Here is a 22,733-nt window from a genome sequence, read left to right on the forward strand (position 1 = left end):
AACAGGCCACATAGCTGATGGGAGAGGACGGAATGAGCAATGACGGCGTGAATGCAGGCCGGCGTCGCTTCCTCGTGGCGGCCACATCTGTGGTTGGCGCAGCAGGAGCGGTGGGGGCTGCGGTCCCGTTCGTGGGGTCATGGTTTCCCAGTGCCAAGGCGAAAGCCGCAGGCGCACCGGTCAAGGTGAATATCAGCAAGATCGAGGCTGGGCAGCAGATGATCGCTGAGTGGCGCGGTCAGCCGGTCTTCATCGTTCGTCGCACGGAAGAAATCCTGAGCAACCTTGGAAAGATTACGGGCCAGTTGTCCGACCCCGAATCCAAAAGCTCGGTCCAACCCACTTATGTTGACCCTGTTGTACGCTCGATCAAGCCGGAAATCCTGCTGTTGATTGGCATCTGCACCCACTTGGGGTGTTCCCCGACTTTCCGTCCTGAAGTAGCTCCCGCTGACCTGGGGAAAGACTGGGTGGGCGGTTATTTCTGTCCGTGTCACGGCTCTCACTACGACCTCGCTGGCCGCGTCTACAAATCGCAACCTGCACCATTGAATCTGCCAGTGCCGCCGCATTCCTATGAGTCGGACAATATCATTGTCATTGGCGTCGATCAGGAGAACGCGTGATGAGCAAGTTCATGGATTGGGTAGATGCCCGTTTTCCCGCCACCAAAATGTGGGAAGACCATCTCAGCAAGTATTACGCGCCAAAAAACTTCAACTTCTTCTACTTCTTCGGCTCTCTGGCCCTGCTGGTGCTGGTCAATCAGATCCTGACCGGCGTCTGGCTGACCATGAGCTACACGCCTTCGGCCGAAGAGGCGTTTGCTTCTGTCGAATACATCATGCGCGACGTCGAGTACGGCTCGATCCTGCGCTTGCTGCACTCCACCGGCGCTTCGGCATTCTTCATCGTGGTTTATCTGCACATGTTCCGGGGCCTGCTTTACGGTTCATATCAGAAACCTCGCGAGCTGGTGTGGATCTTCGGCATGCTGATTTACCTGGCGCTGATGGCGGAGGCCTTCATGGGCTACCTGCTGCCATGGGGTCAGATGTCCTATTGGGGTGCCCAGGTGATCATCTCGCTGTTCGGTGCGATTCCTGTCATAGGCGATGACCTGACGCAGTGGATTCGCGGGGACTACCTGATTTCCGGAATCACCCTTAACCGCTTCTTTGCGCTGCACGTGGTTGCGCTGCCCATCGTGATTCTGGGCCTGGTAGTGCTGCATATTCTGGCGCTGCATGAAGTCGGATCGAACAACCCGGATGGCGTCGACATCAAGAAACACAAAGACGAAAACGGTATCCCTCTCGATGGGATTCCGTTCCATCCTTACTACACCGTCAAAGACATTGTCGGCGTCGTAGTGTTCCTCTTTGTGTTCTGCTCGATTGTGTTCTTCTTCCCGGAAATGGGCGGCTACTTCCTCGAAAAGCCTAACTTCGAGGTAGCAAATGCCTTCAAAACGCCTGAGCACATTGCCCCTGTCTGGTACTTCACGCCGTTCTACGCAATCCTGCGCGCCATCCCTGACAAGCTGATGGGGGTCATGGCCATGGGGGCTGCCATCGCGGTGCTGTTCGTCTTGCCGTGGCTGGATCGAAGCCCGGTCAAATCCATGCGCTACAAGGGCTGGCTGAGCAAAGTCTGGTTGCTGATGTTCTGCGTGGCATTCGTGATCCTCGGCGTATTGGGCGTTTTGGCTCCAACTCCAGGGCGCACGTTGCTGTCGCAGGTGTGCACCTTCCTGTACTTCGCTTACTTCATTCTGATGCCGTTCTATACCCGGCTCGAAAAGACCAAACCGGTTCCAGAAAGGGTGACTGGCTGATGAAAAAGCTATTTTCGGTACTGCTTCTTGCTGCTCTGCCAATGCTGTCATTTGCCGCCGTACACGGTGGTCCTGAGTTGGAAAGCGTGGATATCGATGTGTCTGACAAGGCCGCCATGCAGGATGGTGCGCGGACCTTTGCCAACTATTGCATGGGCTGTCACAGCGCCAAGTTCCAGCGTTATGAACGTGTGGCCGACGATCTGGGCATTCCTCACGAAATGATGCTGGATAAGCTGGTGTTCACCGGCGCCAAGATTGGCGACCACATGAATATCGGCATGCAATCCAACGATGCCAAAGCCTGGTTCGGTGCTGCGCCGCCTGACTTGACCCTGGTGGCTCGGGTGCGCGGCACGGACTGGCTGTATGGCTATCTGCGTTCTTTCTATGAAGATCCGGCCCGGCCATGGGGTGTGAACAACAAAGTGTTCCCCAATGTTGGTATGCCTAACGTGCTGGTGGGCCTGCAAGGCCGCCAGGTGGTGGGCTGCAAGCAGGTCCAGGTGGTCGAGGATGGCAAGAAGCAATTCGACCCGCTGACCGGTGCGCCGCTGACTCATGAGGCCTGTGATCAGCTGACCATCGTGCCGAAAACCGGCAGCCTGACTGAAGAGCAGTTCGACGAGAAGATCAAGAATCTGGTGACGTTCCTGGCCTATTCGGCCAATCCCGTGAAGCTCCAGCATCAGCGGATCGGCACCTACGTGCTGCTTTATCTGGCCTTCTTCTTCGTTTTCGCCTACCTGCTGAAGCGCGAATACTGGAAGGACATTCACTAGGTATGTAACACCACGGCAACAGCTCGCGCCTTCGGGCGCCTTCCAACGCAATAAACGCAGGGCAAATATCCTTGTGACGAGAAGATTGCAGAATTTACATCGCGTAAATGAGCTATCTTGTCGCCCGCAATGATCACTGCCTCAATGCGGTTGTTGCGGGAGGCGTTCGAGGGCGCTTTCGTTTTTACGTTTTTCATAAATTCAACAAGCGAGGAGGACCGCCATGGGCGTGACCAACCGGTTGGCCTGTTACTCCGACCCCGCCGACCACTATTCCCATCGCGTGCGCATTGTGCTCGCCGAGAAAGGTGTCAGCGCCGAAATCATCGATGTTGTGTCGGGTACTCACCCGGCGAAATTGATCGAGGTAAATCCATACGGCAGCGTGCCAACCCTGGTCGATCGTGATCTGGCGTTGTACGAGTCGACGGTGGTGATGGAATATCTGGATGAGCGTTATCCACACCCCCCTTTGCTGCCGGTGTATCCGGTGGCGCGTGCCAATAGCCGTCTGCTGATCCATCGGATTCAGCGTGACTGGTGTGCACTTGTGGATCTGATTCTGGATCCGCGCAGTAAGGAAAGCGCTCGCGTCCAGGCGCGAAAAGAGCTGCGGGAGAGTCTGACCGGCGTTTCGCCATTGTTCGCCGAGAAAGCTTTTTTCCTCAGTGACGAGCAAAGCTTGGTCGATTGCTGTCTATTACCCATACTCTGGCGCTTGCCCGTGCTGGGTATCGAATTGCCGCGGCCTGCCAAGCCGTTGCTTGACTATATGGAGCGCCAATTTGCGCGTGAGGCATTTCAGGCAAGTCTGTCTGCTGCTGAACGCGACATGCGCTAAGGCCTAAGGAGCCGTTGATGAACTCCAGTCGCCCTTATCTGATTCGTGCTCTCTATGAGTGGATCGTCGATAACGATTGCACCCCGCATATGCTGGTCAATGCGGAATACCCGTCTGTGCAGGTCCCGCAAGGGTTTGCCAACGATGGGCAAATTGTCCTGAACATTTCTCCGTCCGCTGTTCGTCATCTGCACATGGATAACGACGCAGTGAGCTTTGAAGGCCGCTTCGGCGGGGTTCCGCATACCTTGTACGTCCCTGTGGGCGCGATTCTGGGTATTTACGCCCGGGAGAATGGTCAGGGTATGGTTTTCGATCTGGAGCCTCCGTTCGAAGACGATGAAAGCATCGAGCAGGATGACGAAACTCCACCTGATGACGAGCCACCGCGCCCGACCGGCCGGCCAAGTCTGAAGGTTGTGAAGTAATCCAGCCAAAGAAAAAGGCGACCCTGAGGTCGCCTTTTTCTTGCCTGGCTTTCGATGAAGATCAGTCGATGTATTCGAACAGCTTCACGATTTTCTGCACGCCGGAGACGCCTTGCACCAGGTTGGTGGCGCGGGTGGCTTCCTGTTGTGTGACCAGGCCCAGCAGATAGACGATGCCGTTCTCGGTCACGACTTTGATGCGTGAGCCGGGGATGGCGCTGTCGGTGAGCATCTGGCTTTTGATCTTGGTGGTCAGCCAGGCATCGTTGTTACGGGCCAGCAAGGATGAAGGCTCCATGACTTGCAGCTCGTTATTGACCTTCTTCACGCGTTGCACACCGCTGGCTTCTTTCTCTGCCAGGGCTTTGAGGTCTGCGCGAGGCGTCTGGCCTGCCAACAGGACGATGCCGTTGTAGCTGGTCACGACGATGTGCGAGTTCTGATCCAGATCCGGGCTGGCTTTGGCGATATTCACCGCCGCTTTGGTTTCAATCAGTGAATCATCGATCTTGCTGCCAAACGTCCGCGTGCCACGATCGTCTTCGATCGGATTGTCGCGCGTTGCTGTCAGGACCGAGCTGCATCCGCTGATGCTCAGACATAGCGTCAGGGCCAGCAGGCTAAGGCGATTAGGGGTCATTCTTCACTCCCGAACAGTTGGCTGTCGATCAGATCGCACAAGCAATGGATCGCCAGCAGATGGACTTCTTGAATTCGTGCGGTCACTTTTGCCGGTACGCGGATTTCCACATCTTCCGGCAAAAGCAGCGAGGCCATGTCGCCACCGTCGCGTCCCGTCAATGCTACGACAATCATTTCGCGATCATGTGCGGCCTGGATCGCCTGAATTATGTTCGCCGAGTTGCCGCTGGTGGAAATGGCCAGCAAGACATCACCTGGCTGACCCAGAGCGCGGATCTGTTTGGAGAAGATTTCGTTGTAGCTGTAATCGTTGGCAATCGAGGTGATCGTCGAGCTGTCGGTAGTCAGTGCAATGGCTGGCAGGCTAGGGCGCTCGCGTTCGAACCGGTTGAGCAGTTCCGAGGAAAAGTGCTGCGCATCGCCGGCCGAACCGCCATTGCCGCAAGAAAGCATTTTGCCCTCATTGAGCAGCGCATTGACCATGACCTGACTGGCTTGCTCGATGTAGGGCGCAAGGACTTCCATCGATTGTTGCTTGGCGTCGATGCTGGCCTGGAAGAGCTGGCGGATTCGGGATTGCATGTCCATCTGGGTGACCTTAGTTAGAGCGTATCGCGGCTACTCGGTCGGGTTCAGGAGTGTCCTGAAGGCTTCCCGGCACAAACCTGTGCAGCCCGCAAAGCAAGGAGCGAAATCGGTGTTGGGTGTGGTGTATCGCTTAAGGCATGCGCGGACCGTTTGAGCGTTGCCAGGCATCAACTTTCAAAAGCATGCTTGATCCAGTTCAGAGGAGCGCCACAATCTGCTGCGCCCTCAATTGCCACAACATCAAACCTGCACGCTGAATCAGACCAGCGAGACTCGTTCTGCAAGAACAATTGCGCGGCGAGAATGAGCTTCTGCTGTTTGCGAAAATCAACGCTTTCCACTGCTCCGCCCCAGCCGGAATGCCGTCGGTAGCGAACTTCGACGAATACTACTGTATCTCCGTCGAGCATGACCAGATCAAGCTCACCACGTTTGCATAACCAGTTTTGTGCAATCAGCTGCAATCCGTGCTGCTGTAAATGCCGCAGGGCGTAGGCTTCGGCCTCGCGCCCTGCGTTCAGGCGGGTACTACCCTGCATTTACGGAGCGGTATCCGGCAGACGCTGGATCTTGCCATCGACGAACTCGGCCCATGGCAGTTGTCGTTCCACGCGGCGTGTCGGACTCATGCTCAGGCTGCCTGACACGCCGTCAACGCGGCTTTCAGGCAGGGTTTTGAGCTGGCTCAGGCGGGGCGCCAAGCGATAGGCGTCCACGCCCATGGCGTAGAGGCGACCCAGAGGTCCTGCAGCCGCTGGCCATTGGGTGATCACTTGCTGACGCAGCGGGTCAGTGGAACTTAGCAACCATGGTGTATCGCAGAAGCGTACGCCGTTGAGGTCCATGTACTGCGCATGGTCGTTGCTGTTGGTGAACAGGTGCGAAGTGGCATACACCGGAACATCGCCAGCGTACTGGAAAACCATGGTCGGTTTGATCTGTTGAGCCTGCTGTGGGGTCGCGGCGAGGAACATGAAGTCGATGTCCTGACGACGCGTCGGCTGGGCGGCGACTTGCGTGCCTACGGTGCTCTGCAGGCGCTGTGCACGGCCTTCGCTGTTACGCAGCTGGAACAGATCTGCCACTTGCTGGGCGAGCGCAACCGGTTGATCGACGTGCTCGGCGGCGATCAGCGTGCCACCTTTGGCCTGCCAGCTCTGACGGAAAGCTTCTAGAACGCGATCACCCCATTCGCCTTTCGGCACCATCGCGACCGCGCTGCGCTTGCCATCGGCCCAGGCACGGCGCGCGACTTCGCGAGCTTCGTCTTCAGCCGCAAGGCCAAACTGGAACAGTTGCTGGGGGCCTTCATTGCCGACGTCGCTGTAATTCAGGGCGAGGGTGGTAATAGGTAGCTGAGGGCGGCTATTGAGTTGTTTGACCAGAGGCTTTTCCAATGGGCCGACAACCAGTTGCACGCCAGCGGCTTGTGCCTGACGGTAAAACTCGTCTATTGAAGTCAGGCGCGAGCTGTCGAATACCTGGATTGCAGGAGGATTCTGACCAGCCTGTTGAGCCTGGTAATGAGCGGCCATGAAGCCTTCGCGTAGCGCTTTAGCGACCGCAGCCAGCGGGCCTTCTTGCGGCAGCAGCAAGGCGATTTTGGTCAGCGGCTCGCTGGTCAGAGCGCGCAGCTGGGCCAGCTTCTCAGGCAACTGGATGGCTGCCGGATGTTTTGGGTGCGCTGCTTTCCAGTTGTCAATGGCGGCCTGTTGCTGCTCAAGGGTGCCAGCGCCTTTGATGGAGCGGGCCAGGTCGAGCCAGCCGCCCATATCGTCGGTGGCCGTGCTTTGCAGTTGTTCAGGCGGCAGTGCGGCAACCATGGTCCAGATGGCATTGTTGTTGGCGGCCAGATCGGCGCCTTGCAATAACGGGCCGACGAAAACGCGCTCCCTGATAGCCGGCAGAATCTGGCCATCGGCTTCCAGCGCTCGGGCGCGCACGGTCTGGGTGCGCACCTGTTGTTCTACGGAAAGTTCGCCCAGGCGTTGCAGGCTCGGATGGCTCAAGGCCGTCAGGGCTGCTTTTGGCTGGTTGCGACCCATTGCCAGTTCGGCATCCAGGGTGACCGCGAATACCTGCTGACCAGGTTTGAGCAGTTCGACCTGAACCTGAGCAAGAATCTGCGCGGCGCGACCGGGGTTGTTTTGCCGATTAGCCAGGTCAGCGGCGCTGAGTCGAAGCAGCGCGGCTTGGTCCGGCGTCTTGGCAGTCGCCGCCTGATCAAGCAGTTGCTCGATGCTGGCGTCAGGGGTACGAGGAAGTTCGCCAAGGCTGGACGAAGGCGAGCTGGCGCAAGCGGCCAACAGGGCAGCGAGGCAGAGGGCAGAGAACAGCCGCAGGCAAGCGATCATGTATAGGGTCCTGATACTCGAGCAAATTAGCGGGGAATTGTACCCAAGCACTGGCATGGGTGCGACGTCGATGGCATTTAAAGCCATTTAAAGCAGTGATATAGATCGCAGCATAGGTAAACAGGCGTCGGTGCGGCTGTATTCACAGTGCTGCTGGAGCTTGTCAGTCATGGCTTTCCTGTCCTTTTTCGGTCTTCCGTGAGTGTGCGGGGCATTCGTTGCAGTCGTAGTCTGTACAATGCAAACCCATCGCCCGTGTAGGGTAACAAACCATGAGGTCTGCGCTTTGACTGCTCCAGTTGCTTTGAATTCCGCCGCGGGCTCGCTTTATGTAGTGGCCACGCCAATCGGCAATCTGGATGACATGAGCGTGCGGGCGTTAAAAGTGTTGCGCGAGGTTGCGCTGATTGCCGCCGAGGATACCCGTCACTCGATACGACTGATGCAGCATTTCGGCATATCCACGCCGCTGGCTGCATGTCATGAGCATAATGAGCGTGACGAAGGCAGTCGCTTTATTACCCGGTTATTGGCGGGCGACAGCGTTGCACTGATTTCGGACGCGGGTACTCCGTTGATTTCCGATCCGGGTTATCACCTGGTTCGTCAGGCGCGAGCCGCAGGGATCAAAGTCGTACCTGTGCCAGGCGCCTGCGCGCTGATCGCCGCCTTGTCGGCTGCGGGTCTGCCGTCCGACCGATTTATCTTCGAAGGTTTTTTGCCTGCCAAGGCCGTTGGGCGTCGGGCGCGACTCGAATTGCTTAAGGAAGAGCCGCGCACGCTGATTTTTTACGAGGCTCCGCATCGGATTCTTGAATGCCTGCAGGATTTGGAGTTGGTGTTTGGTGGACAGCGTCCTGCGTTGCTGGCGCGAGAGCTGACTAAGACGTTCGAAACCCTGAAAGGTCTGCCGCTGGCGGAGCTGCGTGAGTTTGTAGAAAGCGACAGCAATCAGCAGCGCGGTGAGTGCGTCGTGTTGGTTGCCGGGTGGACCGAGCCTGAAGATGGAGATGTGATCGGGAGTGAAGCGCGGCGGATTCTGAATCTGCTGCTCGAAGAAATGCCGCTCAAGCGCGCAGCCGCCTTGGCGGCGGAAATTACCGGTGTGCGCAAAAATCTGCTCTATCAGGTTGCGCTGGACAAGCAAAAGGGCGAATAAAGCGCGCGGCGCGGGCCTGCGACGTTTTAAAGCTTGTTCTGCGCGAGCTGTGCCGCTAACCTTGTCGGCGGAGAGTCGATTGGACAGTCGCTGCCTCTTATTGTTCGCAATTAAGGGGGGGAGGAAAGTCCGGGCTCCATAGGGCGGAGTGCCAGGTAACGCCTGGGAGGCGTGAGCCTACGGAAAGTGCCACAGAAAATAACCGCCTAAGCGCTTCGGCGCCGGTAAGGGTGAAAAGGTGCGGTAAGAGCGCACCGCACGTCTGGCAACAGTTCGTGGTCAAGGTAAACCCCACTCGGAGCAAGACCAAATAGGGTTCCTAGGCGTGGCCCGCGCTGGAACCGGGTAGGTTGCTAAAGACGTCCAGTGATGGCCGTCGTAGAGGAATGACTGTCCTCGACAGAACCCGGCTTACAGATCGACTCTCCACCTTTTTTCTCCCTTCGTTTCATCCGCATTACACCCCTTCGTAATACCAAAAAAATCTTAAACTTCATAAATCACTTTAACTTCAGTGCGCAGCCTTTTGAGCTGTGTGGGAATTCTCTGTCAGAACCCTCGCAAAATTCGCGTCACCCGTCGCAAAACACTCGTAAATCTCAGTTATGTAAGGGTTTTCCTTAGGACCGTGCCTTGACGGTGTGGTGGGCGCGTTCCTATAGTGTGCGCAAGTGGCAGAAAGTGGCGTGAAGTGGGTTTTTTTAACGCAAAAAGTTAGAATTCGGAGAAAGCGCCTGTGTTTCGTGGTGCAAACGCTATCAATCTCGATGCAAAGGGCCGTCTCGCTATGCCGAGCCGGTACCGTGACGAGTTGGATTCGCGTAGCGCAGGCCAACTTATCGTAACGATTGATGCGGTTGATCCATGTTTATGCCTTTACCCGCTCTCCGAATGGGAGCTGATCGAGGCCAAATTGCGGGAGCTTGCCACGTTCCGTGAAGAAAACCGTCGCTTGCAACGACTTCTGATCGGCAATGCAGTCGATCTGGAACTTGATGGCAGTGGTCGATTCCTGGTCCCGCCACGTCTTCGCGAATATGCCAAGTTGGATAAGCGCGTGATGTTAGTTGGCCAGCTCAATAAGTTTCAATTGTGGGACGAGGACGCCTGGAACGCTCTTGCTGATGCGGATCTGGCGGCCATTCAACAACCTGGCGCGATGCCTGATGAATTACGTGACCTGATCCTGTGACTATGACTAGCAGCTTTACCCACATCACCGTACTGCTCGAAGAAGCCGTAGAGGCTCTCGCGGTGCGCGCTGATGGCTGCTATATGGACGGGACATTTGGGCGCGGCGGCCATAGCCGACTTATATTACAGAAGCTTGGTCCTGATGGCCGATTGCTAGGTTTCGATAAGGATCCTCAAGCAATTGCCACCGGGCAAACGCTAGCGGCCGAAGACGGCCGCTTTGTCATTGTGCAACGCAGCTTCGCCGAGTTGGGCTCGGAGGCTCAAACGCGCGGAATTGCGGGCAAGGTCAACGGGATTCTGCTTGATCTGGGTGTCTCTTCACCGCAGCTGGATGACCCGGAACGCGGCTTCAGTTTCATGAATGACGGCCCGTTGGACATGCGCATGGACCCAAGCCGCGGCGTCAGTGCTGCAGAGTTCATTGCCACCGCCCCGGTCGAAGAAATCGCCCGAGTCTTCAAAGAATACGGCGAAGAGCGTTTCGCCAAACGCATGGCAGCTGCGGTCGTCGCGCGTCGCGAAATACAGCCTTTCGAGCGTACCGCTGATCTGGCCGAAGTGCTCAAGGTCGCCAACCCTGCGTGGGAAAAGGGCAAGAACCCTGCGACCCGTGCATTTCAGGGCCTGCGCATCCACGTCAACAACGAGCTGGGCGATCTGGAAGCAGGTCTGGAAGCAGCGCTTGAGGCCTTGGAAATCGGCGGCCGTCTGGTGGTGATCAGCTTTCATTCCCTTGAAGACCGCATTGTCAAACTGTTCATGCGCAAGCTGGCCAAGGGTGAAGCGGACAACATGCCGCGCAACCTGCCGATTCAGTACAAGGCGTTTGACCCGAAAATCAGAATCCACGGCAAGGCGCAATTCGCCTCCGACGTCGAGACCAAGGCCAACCCACGTTCACGCAGTGCAGTCATGCGTGTAGCGGAGAAGCTCAGGTGAGCCGGCTTTTCCTAAAACCATTGCCCGGCGGCAGCTTCATTATGCTGCTGCTGTTTGTGGCTGTGCTCGTTTCAGCGATTGGTGTTTCCTACAGCGCTCACTGGAATCGTCAGTTGCTCAACTCCCTTTATTCGGAGCTGAGTGTGCGGGACAAGGCCCAGGCCGAATGGGGTCGCCTCATCCTTGAGCAAAGCACTTGGACAGCCCACAGCCGTATCGAGCAACTGGCCTCCGAACAGCTGAAAATGCGCATCCCGAGCGCCGCCGAAGTTCGTATGGTGGCGCCATGATGAAGCTTGAAGGGGCGCTGTATCCGTGGCGTTTCCGGGTTGTCGTCGGTTTGCTGATGATTCTGGTGGCTGCCATCTGCTGGCGGATCATCGATCTACAAGTAGTTGACCATACCTTCCTCAAGGAGCAGGGCGATGCACGCAGCTTGCGGCATATCCCTATTCCTGCGCACCGAGGCCTGATTACCGACCGTAACGGCGAGCCGTTGGCCGTCAGTACGCCGGTCACCACGCTGTGGGCCAACCCGAAAGAAATGCAGCAGGACAAGAGCAAATGGGCTGCTCTGGCCACTTCCATCGGCCAGGATCCGAAGGCGCTGGCCGAACGTCTGGAAGCTCAGGCTGGTAAAGAATTCATCTATCTGGTGCGCGGCCTTACCCCTGAGCACGGTCAGGCAGTTCTGGACCTGAAAGTGCCAGGCGTCTACGGCATCGAAGAATTCCGCCGCTTCTATCCGGCAGGTGATGTCACTGCGCACATGGTGGGCTTTACCGACCTCGACGATCACGGTCGCGAAGGTGTAGAGCTGGCCTACGATGACTGGCTTGCCGGCGTGCCGGGCAAAAGGCAGGTTATCAAGGATCGTCGCGGGCGACTTATCAAAGACGTTCAGGTCACCAAAAACGCCAAGGCTGGAAAGACCTTGGCTTTGTCTATTGATTTGCGCCTGCAATACCTGGCCACTCGCGAGCTGCGTAACGCTATCGTCGAGAACGAAGCCAAAGCTGGCAGCATGGTGATCATGGACGTCAAGACCGGCGAAGTGCTGGCGATGGTCAACTCGCCGACTTACAACCCGAATAACCGCCGGACCATGGTGCCTGCCGCCATGCGTAACCGGGCAATCATCGATGTATTCGAGCCAGGCTCGACCATGAAGCCGATCTCCATGACGGCTGCGCTGGACAGTGGTCGCTGGAAACCCACCGACAAGGTCGAGGTTTATCCCGGCACGCTGCAAATCGGCAAATACACCATTCGGGACGTGACCAAGACCGAAGGGCCGATCCTCGACCTCACCGGCATTCTGATCAACTCCAGTAACGTGGGCATGAGCAAGGTTGCCTTCGATGTGGGCGGCGAGGCGATTTTCCAGGCGATGCAGCGCGTCGGTCTGGGCCAATACACCGGTCTGGGTTTCCCGGGCGAGCGCGTTGGCAACCTGCCGAATTACCGTGAATGGCGTAAAGCCGAGACTGCAACCCTGTCCTACGGCTATGGCCTGTCGGTGACCGCGTTGCAGCTGGTTCACGCTTATGCGGCCCTGGCCAATAACGGCAAGATCGTGCCGTTGACGATTCTGAAAAGCGATGCGCCGCCAACCTCGGTTCAGGCCATCCCGGAGAAAACTGCCAAGACCCTGCAGACCATGTTGCAGGCCGTGATCGAAGATTCGCGCGGTGTGTATCGCGCCCGTGTGCCGTCCTATCACGTCGCTGGCAAGAGCGGTACCGCGCGTAAGACTTCGGTGGGCACCAAAGGCTACGCCGAAAACTCCTATCGCTCGTTGTTCGCGGGCTTCGGTCCGATGAGCAATCCGCGCTACGCCATCGTTGTGGTGATCGACGAGCCGAGCAAAGGCGGCTATTACGGCGGTCTGGTTTCTGCCCCTGTTTTCAGCAAAGTGATGTCCGGGACCTTGCGTCTGATGAACGTCACCCCGGATAACCTCGCCCCAACGCCACAAGAGCAAGTCAATGTGGCGCCGGTCGTCAAAGGAGGGCGTGGTTAATGTCGTCCAGCCTGAACAAGATTTTCGCCCACGCCTCCAGCGATCTGATGATTCGCGAACTGACCCTGGACAGTCGTAATGTCCGGGGCGGCGATCTGTTTCTCGCGGTGCCGGGTGCCAACTTCGATGGTCGCGATCATATCGCCGATGCCTTGAAGCGCGGCGCTGCTGCGGTCGCGTACGAAGTCGAAGGCGCCAAGGTGCTGCCGATCACTGACGTTCCACTGATTCCGGTCAAGGGCCTCGCTGCACAGTTGTCGGATATCGCCGGGCGCTTTTATGGTGATCCTAGCCGCAGCCTGAATCTGGTCGGCGTCACCGGCACCAACGGTAAAACCAGCGTGACCCAACTGGTTGCGCAGGCACTGGATCTGCTTGGCCAGCATTGCGGCATCGTCGGTACGCTGGGCACCGGTTTCTATGGTTCCCTGCAAAGCGGTCGCCATACCACGCCGGATCCTATCGCCGTGCAGGCGACCCTGACTGACTTGAAAAAAGCCGGTGCCCGCGCCGTGGCCATGGAAGTCTCGTCCCACGGGCTGGATCAAGGGCGCGCTACCGCATTGGCATTCGATGTGGCGGTGCTGACCAATCTGTCCCGCGATCATCTGGATTATCACGGCACCATGCAGGCTTATGGCGAGGCCAAGGCTAAGCTGTTTGCGTGGTCCGAGCTGCGTTGCCGGGTGATCAACATTGACGACGAGTTCGGTCGTACCCTGGCCGCCGAGAAGCGCGAGTCCCGGCTTATCACTTATAGCCTCGAGGATTCCAGCGCTTACCTGTATTGCCGCGATGCTCAGTTTGGCGATGAAGGCGTGCGTGCCACCTTGGTGACTCCACAAGGTCAGCATCTGCTTCGCAGCAGCCTGCTGGGACGCTTCAATCTGAGCAATGTTCTTGCGGCCGTCGGTGCCCTGTTGGGCCTGGATTATGCGCTGGACGAAATTCTGAAAGTCCTGCCGCAGCTGGAAGGCCCGGTTGGACGTATGCAGCGCTTGGGTGGCGGTGCCAAGCCGTTGGTGGTTGTCGATTACGCCCATACCCCTGATGCGCTGGAAAAAGTACTCACCGCTTTGCGCCCCCACGCCAAAGGCCGCCTGCTGTGCCTGTTTGGTTGCGGCGGCGATCGTGATCGCGGCAAGCGTCCGTTGATGGCTGAAGTGGTTGAACGGCTTGCTGACGGCGTGCTGGTCACCGACGACAACCCGCGCAGCGAAGTCCCGGCGAAGATTTTCGATGACATTCGCGAAGGCTTCAGCGCTCCTCAGAACGTGCGTTTCGTCGAAGGTCGTGGTCAGGCCATTGCCGAAATCATCACCAGCGCCTCGGCTAACGATGTGGTCGTGCTGGCGGGCAAAGGTCACGAGGATTATCAGGAGGTCAACGGTCAGCGACAGCCGTTCTCCGATCTGGAAGAGGCAGCGAAAGCCCTGGCCGCATGGGAGGTGGCAGATGTTTAAGCCGTTGTCCTTCAGCGAACTGATGACTATTCTCGACGCGCGATTGATCGGTGCCGATTGCACCTTCGACGGCGTGAGTATCGACAGTCGTGCCATTGTGCCAGGGCAATTGTTTGTGGCGCTGACAGGCCCGCGCTTCGACGGCCATGATTATCTCGATCAGGTTGCCACCAAAGGTGCGGTGGGTGCTTTGGTTGAGCGTGAAGTGCCGGGCTCGTCGCTGCCGCAACTGGTGGTGCTGGATACTCGCAAGGCGCTTGCCCAGCTCGGCGCGATCAACCGCAACGCCTTTGTAGACAAGCCTGTGGCAGCCATCACCGGCTCCAGCGGCAAGACCACCGTCAAGGAAATGCTCGCCAGCATCATGCGCACCCGTGGTGCAGTGCTTGCGACCAAAGGCAATCTGAATAATGAACTGGGTGTGCCTCTTACGCTTCTTGAGCTGGCACCGGACTACGCAGCTGCCGTCATCGAACTGGGCGCTTCCCGCATCGGGGAAATCGCTTTCACCGTCAGCCTGACCAAACCTCATGTCGCCGTGATCACCAACGCGGGCACTGCTCATGTGGGCGAGTTCGGCGGGCCGGACAAGATCGTAGAAGCCAAGGGCGAAATCCTTGAAGGCCTCGATATTTCCGGGGTTGCTGTGCTCAATAGAGAAGACAAGGCGTTCCCTGTCTGGAAAGCCCGCGCGGGAGAGCGTCAGGTGGTGAGCTTTGCCATCGCCGATCAAAGTGCTGACTTCCACGCTCGAGACCTGGCGCGTGATGCCCGTGGCTGCCCAGGATTCATGCTTTGCAGCCCATCAGGTTCGGCTGCTGTGCAGTTGAGTTTGCTTGGGGCTCATAACGTCGGCAACGCCCTGGCCGCCGCCGCCGCGGCTCATGCGCTGGGTGTCACGTTGGATGGCATCGTGTCCGGACTGAATGCCGTTCAGCCAGTCAAAGGCCGGACCGTCGCGCAGCTCGCGCTCAATGGATTGCGGGTGATTGACGACACCTACAATGCCAACCCCACTTCCGTGAACGCCGCAGTAGACATCCTCACCGGTTTTACCGGGCGGACTGTTCTGGTGCTGGGCGATATAGGCGAGCTGGGTGATTGGGCAGAACAAGGTCACCGCGACGTAGGGGCCTACGCTGCCGGCAAAGTGTCAGCCCTTTACGCCGTTGGTCCGCTGATGGCCCACGCTGTCAATGCCTTCGGCGAGCATGCGCGTCATTTTGCAAATCAGACCGACCTGATCGCTGCGCTGGGCGCCGAGCAGGATCCGAACACCACTATTTTGATCAAGGGTTCGCGTAGCGCTGCGATGGAAAACATCGTGGCCGCCCTATGCGGTTCCAGCCTGGAGAAACATTAATGCTGCTGCTGTTGGCCGAATTTCTACAACAGTTCCACAAAGGCTTCGCAGTCTTTCAATACCTGACTTTGCGCGGGATTCTCGGCGTGCTTACGGCATTGTCGCTTTCCCTGTGCCTTGGGCCGTGGATGATCCGTGCCTTGCAGATGCGTCAGATTGGCCAGTCCGTGCGTAACGACGGGCCTCAATCGCACCTGTCCAAGTCCGGTACCCCGACTATGGGCGGTGCGTTGATTCTGTCCTCCATCGGCATCAGCACCTTGCTCTGGGCTGACCTGAGCAACCGTTATGTCTGGGTTGTTCTGCTGGTGACCTTGTTGTTCGGCGGTATTGGTTGGGTTGATGACTATCGCAAGGTTATCGAAAAGAATTCGAAAGGCCTGCCGAGTCGCTGGAAATATTTCTGGCAGTCGGTGTTCGGCTTGTGCGCGGCGATCTTCCTTTATGTCACCGCGCCTTCTGCCGTTGAAACCACTTTGATCATCCCGATGTTCAAGGACGCGAGCATCGCGCTGGGCATCGGCTTCATCGTGCTGACCTACTTCGTGATTGTCGGCTCCAGCAACGCAGTCAACCTGACTGACGGCCTGGACGGCCTGGCGATTCTGCCAACGGTACTGGTGGGCGGTGCGCTTGGCATCTTCTGCTACCTGTCGGGTAACGTGAAATTCGCTGAATACCTGCTGATTCCGTATGTGCCGGGCGCTGGCGAACTGATTGTGTTCTGCGGTGCCTTGATCGGTGCCGGGTTGGGATTCCTGTGGTTCAACACCTATCCGGCCCAGGTCTTCATGGGCGACGTCGGCGCGCTGGCGCTGGGTGCTGCACTGGGCACCATCGCTGTCATCGTTCGTCAGGAAATCGTCCTGTTCATCATGGGCGGTGTGTTCGTGATGGAAACCCTGTCAGTCGTCATTCAGGTCGCATCGTTTAAGTTGACCGGCCGCCGCGTATTCCGCATGGCGCCGATCCACCACCACTTTGAACTCAAGGGCTGGCCCGAGCCGCGCGTGATCGTCCGTTTCTGGATCATCACCGTGATTCTCGTGTTGATCGGCCTTGCCACGCTGAAACTGAGGTAGAACGAGTGTCTCTTATCGCTTCAGACCATTTCCGCATCGTTGTCGGCCTCGGCAAGAGCGGCATGTCCCTGGTTCGCTTCCTGGCGAACCGGGGCGTGTCGTTTGCTGTGGCTGATACGCGGGAAAATCCCCCGGAACTGGAGACCTTGCGTCGCGAGTATCCGCAGGTGGATGTGCGTTGTGGCGAACTGGACGTCGAATTCCTGTGCCGCGCTGATGAGCTCTATGTGAGCCCGGGTCTGGCCATTGCCACTCCGGCGTTGCAGCAAGCGGCTGCCCGTGGCGTGAAGCTGTCCGGCGATATCGAATTGTTCGCGCGCTACGCGAAGGCGCCGATCGTTGCCATCACTGGCTCCAATGCGAAAAGCACTGTCACCACATTGGTAGGTGAGATGGCTGCGGATGCGGGTAAACGCGTTGCGGTGGGCGGCAATCTCGGCACCCCGGCGCTGGATCTACTCAGCGATGATGTCGAACTGTATGTCATGGAGCTTTCCAGTTTTCAGCTGGAAACCACCGATCAGTTGGGCGCCGAAGTCGCGACCGTGCTGAACATCAGTGAAGACCACATGGACCGCTACAGCGGCCTGCCTGCTTACCATCTGGCCAAGCACCGGGTATTCCGTGGCGCGCGTCAGGTTGTGGTCAATCGTCAGGATGTCCTGACCCGCCCATTGATAGGTGAAGGTCTGCCGTGCTGGACGTTTGGCCTGAACAAACCCGATTTCCACGGCTTCGGTTTGCGCGAAGAGAATGGCGAAAAGTACCTCGCGTTCCAGTTCGACAACCTGATGCCCGTGCGCGAACTGAAAATCCGTGGCGCCCACAATCAGGCCAACGCCCTCGCCGCACTCGCCCTTGGGCACGCTGTAGGCCTGCCAATGGACTCAATGCTCAATAGCCTGCGTAATTTCGGTGGGCTTGAGCATCGCTGCCAGTGGCTGCGCGAACGTGAGGGCGTTAGCTATTACGACGACTCCAAGGCAACCAACGTCGGCGCAGCTCTTGCCGCGATTGAAGGCTTGGGTGCTGACATCCCTGGCAAGCTGGTGCTGATCGCCGGTGGGGATGGCAAAGGTGCTGACTTCAGCGGCCTGCGTGCCCCGGTAGCTGCCCATTGCCGCGCCGTGGTGTTGATCGGCCGTGATGCCGAGTTGATTGCGCAAGCGTTGGGCGACGATGTTCCGCAGATCCGGGTTGCGACCCTTGATGAAGCCGTGAAGCGCTGCGCCGAGATTGCTCAGGCGGGCGATGCGGTGCTGTTGTCTCCGGCCTGCGCCAGTTTCGACATGTTCAAAAACTACGAAGAGCGCGGTCGTCTGTTCGCGCAAGCCGTGGGGGACTTGTCATGATCTTCGGCGTGATCAAGCCTTACCCGTCGCCACTGATCAGTGGGCGCGGCATTGATGTGGATTTCCCGATGCTCGCCGGTTGCCTCGCCCTGTTGGGCCTGGGCCTGGTGATGATCACCTCGGCTTCTTCGGAAGTCGCTGCGGTGAATTCCGGCAACACCCTGTACATGATGACCCGTCACTTGATCTACATGATCATTGGCATCGGTGCCTGCGGCGTGACCATGTTGATCCCGGTCGCCACCTGGCAGCGTTTGGGCTGGATGATGCTGCTGGGTGCCTTCGGCCTGCTGATCATGGTGCTGATACCTGGGGTCGGGCGCGAGGTGAACGGCTCCATGCGCTGGATCGGTTTCGGCGCATTCAACGTTCAGCCTTCGGAAATCGCCAAAGTATTCGTGGTTATTTTCCTCGCGGGTTACCTGATTCGCCGGCAGACAGAAGTTCGTGAAAGCTGGATGGGATTCTTCAAACCGTTCATCGTGCTGCTCCCTATGGCGGGCCTGCTGCTGATGGAGCCGGACTTTGGTGCCACTGTCGTGATGATGGGCGCAGCGGCGGCGATGCTGTTCCTGGGCGGCGTCGGCCTGTTCCGTTTCAGCCTGATGGTTGCACTGGCGGTCGGCGCGGTGTTCGTGCTGGTTCAGGCGCAGCCGTATCGGATGGCTCGTCTGATCACCTTTACCGACCCGTGGTCCGATCAATTCGGTTCTGGCTATCAGTTGACCCAGGCGCTGATCGCCTTCGGTCGCGGCGAGTGGCTGGGCGTTGGCCTGGGCAATAGCGTGCAGAAGCAGTTCTATCTGCCTGAAGCCCACACTGACTTCGTTTTCTCTGTGCTGGCTGAAGAGCTGGGTGTCGTTGGCTCCTTGCTGACAGTCGGCCTGTTCGTGTTCGTCAGTATCCGCGCGATGTACATCGGCATGTGGGCCGAGCGCGCCAAGCAATTCTTTGGGGCTTATGTGGCCTACGGTCTGGCGTTCCTTTGGATTGGCCAGTTCCTGATCAACATCGGCGTGAACGTCGGTTTGCTGCCAACCAAAGGTTTGACCTTGCCGTTCCTCAGCTATGGCGGCAGCTCGCTGGTTATCTGCTGCGCCAGCCTGGGTCTGCTGCTGCGTATCGAGTGGGAGTCGCGCAATAACATGGGCAGCGAAGAAGCCGAGTTCAATGAAAGTGACTTCGCCGAGGAGCCTAAACATGGACGATAACGTGCTGATCATGGCCGGCGGCACCGGTGGGCACGTATTCCCGGCGCTGGCGTGTGCCCGTGAGTTTCAGGCGCGCGGCTATAAAGTGCACTGGCTCGGCACCCCGCGCGGGATTGAGAACGAACTGGTTCCGCAGGCGGGTTTTGCCTTGCATCTGATCAACGTTACCGGCCTGCGTGGCAAGGGGCGTTTGTCGTTGCTCAAGGCGCCGCTGATGTTGCTCAAGGCGTTGATGCAGGCACGCCGGATTGTCCGTGAGATCAAGCCGGTTTGCGTAGTGGGTTTCGGGGGTTACGTGACGGGTCCTGGCGGCCTTGCTGCGAAACTCGGCAAGGTGCCGTTGATCATTCACGAACAGAACGCCGTGGCCGGTACCGCCAATCGCAGCCTGGCTTCATTCGCCAGTCGGGTGTGCGAAGCTTTCCCGAATACGTTCGCCGCATCTGACAAGCGCCGCACCACGGGTAACCCGGTGCGTGTCGAGCTGTTCCTGGAGACCCCGCGTCAGGCACTGGCCGGGCGAAAGGCGCGACTGCTGGTGTTGGGCGGCAGCCTGGGTGCTGAACCGTTGAACAAATTATTGCCGGAGGCCCTTGCTCAGGTGCCTGCGCAGCTTCGCCCTGAAGTGTTCCATCAGGCGGGCAAGAATCACGATGAAATTACCTCCGAGCGCTACCGCGCTGCTGGCGTCGAAGCGCAGGTCGCTCCGTTCATCAAAGACATGGCTCAAGCATATAGCTGGGCCGATCTGGTGGTCTGTCGCGCAGGCGCGTTGACCATCAGCGAGCTGGCGGCGGCCGGGCTGCCGTCGCTGTTGGTGCCGTTGCCCCATGCGATCGACGACCACCAGTCCCGTAACGCCGACTATCTGGCCCACGAAGGTGCTGCCTTCGTCATGCCACAAGCGACAACTGGCGCAGCCGAGATGGCGGCGCGCCTGACAGAGGTTTTGATGCAACCCGAACAACTCAACACCATGGCTCGTACCGCCCGCCGGTTAGCCAAGCCTGATGCAACCAACACTGTTGTGAATATCTGCCTGGAGGTGGCTCATGGTTGAGAATCAACGCGCGATGCCACAGCCGGAAATGCGCCGTATCCGTCGCATCCACTTCGTCGGTATCGGCGGCGTGGGCATGTGCGGGATTGCTGAAGTGTTGTTGAACCTGGGCTATGAAGTGTCCGGCTCCGACCTCAAGGCATCCCCGGTGACCGAGCGTCTGGAGTCCTTCGGTGCGCATATCTTCATCGGCCACCGCGCGGAGAACACTGTCGGTGCTGACGTGCTGGTGGTTTCCAGTGCCGTGAACACCTCCAACCCGGAAGTTGCGACGGCCCTTGAGCGTCGTATTCCGGTCGTGCCGCGTGCGGAAATGCTCGCCGAATTGATGCGCTATCGCCACGGCATTGCGGTCGCCGGCACCCACGGTAAAACCACTACGACCAGCCTGATCGCGTCGGTATTTGCTGCCGGCGGTCTGGACCCAACCTTCGTGATTGGCGGCCGGCTCAATGCGGCGGGCACCAACGCGCAGTTGGGTACCAGCCGTTATCTGATCGCCGAGGCCGATGAGAGCGATGCCAGCTTCCTGCATTTGCAGCCGCTGGTCGCCGTCGTGACCAACATCGACGCCGATCACATGGCGACCTACGAAGGCGACTTCAACAAACTGAAGAAAACCTTCGTCGAGTTCCTGCATAACCTGCCGTTCTACGGTCTGGCCGTGGTGTGCATCGATGATCCTGTGGTGCGGGAAATCCTGCCCCAGGTCAAACGTCCGACAGTGACCTATGGCTTCAGCGAGACCGCTGATGTGCGCGCGATCAATGTGCGCCAGGCCGGGATGGTGACGTTCTTCACAGTGTTGCGTCGTGATCGTGAGCCGCTGGATGTGTCGGTCAACATGCCGGGCAACCACAACGTGCTCAACTCCCTGGCGACCATTGCGATTGCCACCGATGAAGGCGTCAGCGACGAGGCCATCGTTCAAGGCCTGTCCGGCTTCCAGGGTGTGGGTCGTCGCTTCCAGGTGTATGGCGAGCTGCCGGTTGAAGGCGGCAACGTCATGCTGGTCGATGACTACGGTCACCACCCTCGGGAAGTTGCAGCCGTGATCAATGCAGTGCGCGGCGGCTGGCCTGATCGTCGACTGGTAATGGTTTACCAGCCGCACCGTTTCAGCCGCACTCGCGACCTCTACGATGATTTCGTGCAGGTCCTCACCGAAGCCAACGTTCTGTTGCTGATGGAAGTTTATCCGGCGGGCGAAGAGCCAATACCAGGGGCTGATAGCCGCAACCTGTGCCATAGCATTCGTCAGCGCGGTCAGCTGGATCCGATCTACATCGAGCGCGGTGTCGAGTTGGCCCCGCTGGTCAAGCCGCTGCTGCGTCCTGGCGACATCCTGCTGTGCCAGGGTGCCGGCGACATTGGCGGGCTCGCTCCGCAACTGCTGAAAAGTCCCTTGTTTGCTGGCGCTGTCATCGCCCCGACTGAAGGGAAGCTGAAATGACTGCGATCCTGCAATCACTCCTGCGCTCCACCGTCGAGCCGAAAGACTTCGGCCGCGTAGCCGTACTGTTCGGTGGCAAGAGCGCCGAGCGCCCGGTTTCGCTGAAGTCCGGTCAGGCTGTGCTTGAGGCGTTGCAAAGTGCAGGCGTCGATGCTTTCGGGATCGATGTTGGCGAGGATTTCCTGCAGCGTCTGGTCAGCGAAAAAATTGATCGTGCGTTCATTGTTCTGCACGGCCGAGGCGGCGAAGACGGCACCATGCAGGGCCTGTTGGAGTGTCTGGAAATCCCCTACACGGGTAGCGGCGTCCTGGCTTCTGCGCTGGCGATGGACAAGTTGCGCACCAAGCAAGTCTGGCAGAGCCTGGGCCTGTCGACGCCTTCGCACGCTGTGCTTGGCAGCGAATCCGATTGTATTTCTGCAGTTGCGGAACTGGGCCTTCCTTTGATCGTCAAACCGGCTCATGAAGGTTCCAGTATCGGTATGGCCAAGGTGACCAGCGTCGAAGAATTGATCGTCGCCTGGAAAGCCGCCAGTACCTACGATTCGCAAGTTTTGGTTGAGCAATGGATTCAAGGTCCCGAGTTCACCATCGCTTCGCTGCGTGGCCAGGTTTTGCCTCCCATCGGCCTGGGCACCCCTCACACTTTTTACGACTACGACGCCAAGTACGTGGCTGACGATACTCAGTATCGGATTCCGTGCGGGCTCGATGACACCAAGGAACATGAACTCAAACAACTGACTGCTCGTGCCTGCGAAGCTGTTGGAGTATCTGGCTGGGCGCGCACCGACGTCATGCAGGATGCCAATGGCAAGTTCTGGCTGCTGGAAGTCAACACTGTGCCGGGTATGACCGACCACAGTCTGGTGCCAATGGCTGCTCGTGCGGCGGGTCTGGATTTTCAGCAACTGGTGTTGGCCATTCTGGCTGACAGCGTCCAGGGGCGAGGCTAAGTC

Annotated in this window: 22 protein-coding genes and 1 other RNA gene; 19 read left to right on the forward strand and 4 right to left on the reverse strand. The window is 58.4% G+C overall.

The window, feature by feature from the left end:
- The first annotated feature begins 32 nt into the window (after nucleotides 1-32).
- The 5 genes from petA to IV01_RS09405 all read left to right on the forward strand — a co-directional run bounded on the left by petA (nucleotide 33) and on the right by IV01_RS09405 (nucleotide 3,888).
- Nucleotides 33-626 carry a ubiquinol-cytochrome c reductase iron-sulfur subunit gene (gene petA, locus IV01_RS09425; protein WP_032629654.1) on the forward strand — a complete coding sequence of 198 codons (594 nt, stop codon included), beginning with the start codon at nucleotides 33-35 and terminating at the stop codon, nucleotides 624-626.
- Nucleotides 626-1,837 carry a cytochrome b gene (locus IV01_RS09420; protein ID WP_032629655.1) on the forward strand — a complete coding sequence of 404 codons (1,212 nt, stop codon included), beginning with the start codon at nucleotides 626-628 and terminating at the stop codon, nucleotides 1,835-1,837. The genes petA and IV01_RS09420 overlap by 1 nt, the downstream gene beginning before the upstream one ends.
- A complete protein-coding gene (locus IV01_RS09415) occupies nucleotides 1,837-2,619 on the forward strand; it encodes a cytochrome c1 (RefSeq protein ID WP_032629656.1) in 783 nt (260 codons plus the stop codon). Before IV01_RS09420 ends, IV01_RS09415 begins: the two co-directional genes overlap by 1 nt.
- Before the next feature lie 223 nt (nucleotides 2,620-2,842).
- On the forward strand, nucleotides 2,843-3,460 hold the full coding sequence (locus IV01_RS09410) for a glutathione S-transferase N-terminal domain-containing protein (RefSeq protein ID WP_032629658.1): 618 nt from the start codon (nucleotides 2,843-2,845) through the stop codon (nucleotides 3,458-3,460).
- Nucleotides 3,461-3,477: 17 nt separating this feature from the next.
- A complete protein-coding gene (locus IV01_RS09405) occupies nucleotides 3,478-3,888 on the forward strand; it encodes a ClpXP protease specificity-enhancing factor (RefSeq protein ID WP_032629660.1) in 411 nt (136 codons plus the stop codon).
- A gap of 61 nt (nucleotides 3,889-3,949) precedes the next feature.
- Here IV01_RS09405 and IV01_RS09400 read toward each other — a convergent pair whose 3' ends face one another.
- From IV01_RS09400 to IV01_RS09385, 4 genes are all read right to left on the reverse strand, one after another.
- Nucleotides 3,950-4,528, reverse strand: coding sequence for a BON domain-containing protein (locus tag IV01_RS09400; RefSeq protein WP_032629662.1), 579 nt, complete (start codon nucleotides 4,526-4,528; stop codon nucleotides 3,950-3,952).
- The gene (locus IV01_RS09395; protein WP_032629664.1) at nucleotides 4,525-5,118 is read right to left on the reverse strand and encodes a phosphoheptose isomerase; all 594 of its coding nucleotides are present in this window, start codon (nucleotides 5,116-5,118) and stop codon (nucleotides 4,525-4,527) included. Before IV01_RS09395 ends, IV01_RS09400 begins: the two co-directional genes overlap by 4 nt.
- A 167-nt stretch (nucleotides 5,119-5,285) precedes the next feature.
- Nucleotides 5,286-5,657 carry a YraN family protein gene (locus IV01_RS09390; protein ID WP_032629665.1) on the reverse strand — a complete coding sequence of 124 codons (372 nt, stop codon included), beginning with the start codon at nucleotides 5,655-5,657 and terminating at the stop codon, nucleotides 5,286-5,288.
- A complete protein-coding gene (locus tag IV01_RS09385) occupies nucleotides 5,658-7,472 on the reverse strand; it encodes a penicillin-binding protein activator (RefSeq protein WP_032629666.1) in 1,815 nt (604 codons plus the stop codon).
- 286 nt (nucleotides 7,473-7,758) lie between these two features.
- Between IV01_RS09385 and rsmI the strand changes: the two genes are divergently transcribed.
- The 14 genes from rsmI (at nucleotide 7,759) to IV01_RS09320 (ending at nucleotide 22,730) form a co-directional block, all read left to right on the forward strand.
- A complete protein-coding gene (gene rsmI / locus IV01_RS09380; protein WP_032629667.1) occupies nucleotides 7,759-8,631 on the forward strand; it encodes a 16S rRNA (cytidine(1402)-2'-O)-methyltransferase in 873 nt (290 codons plus the stop codon).
- Nucleotides 8,632-8,702: 71 nt separating this feature from the next.
- Nucleotides 8,703-9,061: RNase P RNA component class A (gene rnpB / locus IV01_RS25945), an RNA gene on the forward strand.
- A gap of 306 nt (nucleotides 9,062-9,367) precedes the next feature.
- Nucleotides 9,368-9,823 (forward strand): division/cell wall cluster transcriptional repressor MraZ, encoded by a 456-nt coding sequence (mraZ, locus tag IV01_RS09375; RefSeq protein ID WP_004881513.1) that lies wholly within the window; start codon nucleotides 9,368-9,370, stop codon nucleotides 9,821-9,823.
- Nucleotides 9,824-9,825: 2 nt separating this feature from the next.
- Nucleotides 9,826-10,767, forward strand: coding sequence for a 16S rRNA (cytosine(1402)-N(4))-methyltransferase RsmH (gene rsmH, locus IV01_RS09370; protein ID WP_080290340.1), 942 nt, complete (start codon nucleotides 9,826-9,828; stop codon nucleotides 10,765-10,767).
- Nucleotides 10,764-11,057, forward strand: coding sequence for a cell division protein FtsL (ftsL, locus tag IV01_RS09365; protein ID WP_032629670.1), 294 nt, complete (start codon nucleotides 10,764-10,766; stop codon nucleotides 11,055-11,057). Before rsmH ends, ftsL begins: the two co-directional genes overlap by 4 nt.
- Nucleotides 11,054-12,790, forward strand: a complete 1,737-nt coding sequence (locus tag IV01_RS09360) for a peptidoglycan D,D-transpeptidase FtsI family protein (RefSeq protein ID WP_032629672.1) — start codon at nucleotides 11,054-11,056, stop codon at nucleotides 12,788-12,790. Before ftsL ends, IV01_RS09360 begins: the two co-directional genes overlap by 4 nt.
- A complete protein-coding gene (locus IV01_RS09355) occupies nucleotides 12,790-14,253 on the forward strand; it encodes a UDP-N-acetylmuramoyl-L-alanyl-D-glutamate--2,6-diaminopimelate ligase (protein WP_032629673.1) in 1,464 nt (487 codons plus the stop codon). Before IV01_RS09360 ends, IV01_RS09355 begins: the two co-directional genes overlap by 1 nt.
- A complete protein-coding gene (locus tag IV01_RS09350) occupies nucleotides 14,246-15,616 on the forward strand; it encodes a UDP-N-acetylmuramoyl-tripeptide--D-alanyl-D-alanine ligase (protein WP_032629675.1) in 1,371 nt (456 codons plus the stop codon). Before IV01_RS09355 ends, IV01_RS09350 begins: the two co-directional genes overlap by 8 nt.
- The gene (gene mraY / locus IV01_RS09345; protein ID WP_027900240.1) at nucleotides 15,616-16,698 is read left to right on the forward strand and encodes a phospho-N-acetylmuramoyl-pentapeptide-transferase; all 1,083 of its coding nucleotides are present in this window, start codon (nucleotides 15,616-15,618) and stop codon (nucleotides 16,696-16,698) included. The genes IV01_RS09350 and mraY overlap by 1 nt, the downstream gene beginning before the upstream one ends.
- A 5-nt stretch (nucleotides 16,699-16,703) precedes the next feature.
- Nucleotides 16,704-18,050: a UDP-N-acetylmuramoyl-L-alanine--D-glutamate ligase gene (murD, locus tag IV01_RS09340; RefSeq protein ID WP_032629676.1), complete on the forward strand. Its 1,347-nt coding sequence runs from the start codon at nucleotides 16,704-16,706 to the stop codon at nucleotides 18,048-18,050.
- Nucleotides 18,047-19,261: a putative lipid II flippase FtsW gene (gene ftsW / locus IV01_RS09335; RefSeq protein WP_032629679.1), complete on the forward strand. Its 1,215-nt coding sequence runs from the start codon at nucleotides 18,047-18,049 to the stop codon at nucleotides 19,259-19,261. Before murD ends, ftsW begins: the two co-directional genes overlap by 4 nt.
- Nucleotides 19,251-20,321 carry an undecaprenyldiphospho-muramoylpentapeptide beta-N-acetylglucosaminyltransferase gene (murG, locus tag IV01_RS09330; RefSeq protein WP_032629681.1) on the forward strand — a complete coding sequence of 357 codons (1,071 nt, stop codon included), beginning with the start codon at nucleotides 19,251-19,253 and terminating at the stop codon, nucleotides 20,319-20,321. The genes ftsW and murG overlap by 11 nt, the downstream gene beginning before the upstream one ends.
- Nucleotides 20,314-21,774: a UDP-N-acetylmuramate--L-alanine ligase gene (gene murC, locus IV01_RS09325; RefSeq protein ID WP_032629683.1), complete on the forward strand. Its 1,461-nt coding sequence runs from the start codon at nucleotides 20,314-20,316 to the stop codon at nucleotides 21,772-21,774. The genes murG and murC overlap by 8 nt, the downstream gene beginning before the upstream one ends.
- Nucleotides 21,771-22,730, forward strand: a complete 960-nt coding sequence (locus tag IV01_RS09320; RefSeq protein ID WP_032629684.1) for a D-alanine--D-alanine ligase — start codon at nucleotides 21,771-21,773, stop codon at nucleotides 22,728-22,730. The genes murC and IV01_RS09320 overlap by 4 nt, the downstream gene beginning before the upstream one ends.
- The last annotated feature ends 3 nt before the right edge of the window (nucleotides 22,731-22,733 follow it).

The organism is Pseudomonas syringae, assembly GCF_000737245.1.
In the GTDB taxonomy this organism is placed as follows: domain Bacteria; phylum Pseudomonadota; class Gammaproteobacteria; order Pseudomonadales; family Pseudomonadaceae; genus Aquipseudomonas; species Aquipseudomonas syringae_J.

Coding starts and splice junctions, on each gene's coding strand:
- petA (WP_032629654.1), top strand. CDS start 33: ATGAGCAATGACGGCGTGAATGCAGGCCGGCGTCGCTTCCTCGTGGCG.
- IV01_RS09420 (WP_032629655.1), top strand. CDS start 626: ATGAGCAAGTTCATGGATTGGGTAGATGCCCGTTTTCCCGCCACCAAA.
- IV01_RS09415 (WP_032629656.1), top strand. CDS start 1,837: ATGAAAAAGCTATTTTCGGTACTGCTTCTTGCTGCTCTGCCAATGCTG.
- IV01_RS09410 (WP_032629658.1), top strand. CDS start 2,843: ATGGGCGTGACCAACCGGTTGGCCTGTTACTCCGACCCCGCCGACCAC.
- IV01_RS09405 (WP_032629660.1), top strand. CDS start 3,478: ATGAACTCCAGTCGCCCTTATCTGATTCGTGCTCTCTATGAGTGGATC.
- IV01_RS09400 (WP_032629662.1), bottom strand. CDS start 4,528: ATGACCCCTAATCGCCTTAGCCTGCTGGCCCTGACGCTATGTCTGAGC.
- IV01_RS09395 (WP_032629664.1), bottom strand. CDS start 5,118: ATGGACATGCAATCCCGAATCCGCCAGCTCTTCCAGGCCAGCATCGAC.
- IV01_RS09390 (WP_032629665.1), bottom strand. CDS start 5,657: ATGCAGGGTAGTACCCGCCTGAACGCAGGGCGCGAGGCCGAAGCCTAC.
- IV01_RS09385 (WP_032629666.1), bottom strand. CDS start 7,472: ATGATCGCTTGCCTGCGGCTGTTCTCTGCCCTCTGCCTCGCTGCCCTG.
- rsmH (WP_080290340.1), top strand. CDS start 9,826: ATGACTAGCAGCTTTACCCACATCACCGTACTGCTCGAAGAAGCCGTA.
- IV01_RS09360 (WP_032629672.1), top strand. CDS start 11,054: ATGATGAAGCTTGAAGGGGCGCTGTATCCGTGGCGTTTCCGGGTTGTC.
- IV01_RS09355 (WP_032629673.1), top strand. CDS start 12,790: ATGTCGTCCAGCCTGAACAAGATTTTCGCCCACGCCTCCAGCGATCTG.
- IV01_RS09350 (WP_032629675.1), top strand. CDS start 14,246: ATGTTTAAGCCGTTGTCCTTCAGCGAACTGATGACTATTCTCGACGCG.
- mraY (WP_027900240.1), top strand. CDS start 15,616: ATGCTGCTGCTGTTGGCCGAATTTCTACAACAGTTCCACAAAGGCTTC.
- ftsW (WP_032629679.1), top strand. CDS start 18,047: ATGATCTTCGGCGTGATCAAGCCTTACCCGTCGCCACTGATCAGTGGG.
- murG (WP_032629681.1), top strand. CDS start 19,251: ATGGACGATAACGTGCTGATCATGGCCGGCGGCACCGGTGGGCACGTA.
- murC (WP_032629683.1), top strand. CDS start 20,314: ATGGTTGAGAATCAACGCGCGATGCCACAGCCGGAAATGCGCCGTATC.
- IV01_RS09320 (WP_032629684.1), top strand. CDS start 21,771: ATGACTGCGATCCTGCAATCACTCCTGCGCTCCACCGTCGAGCCGAAA.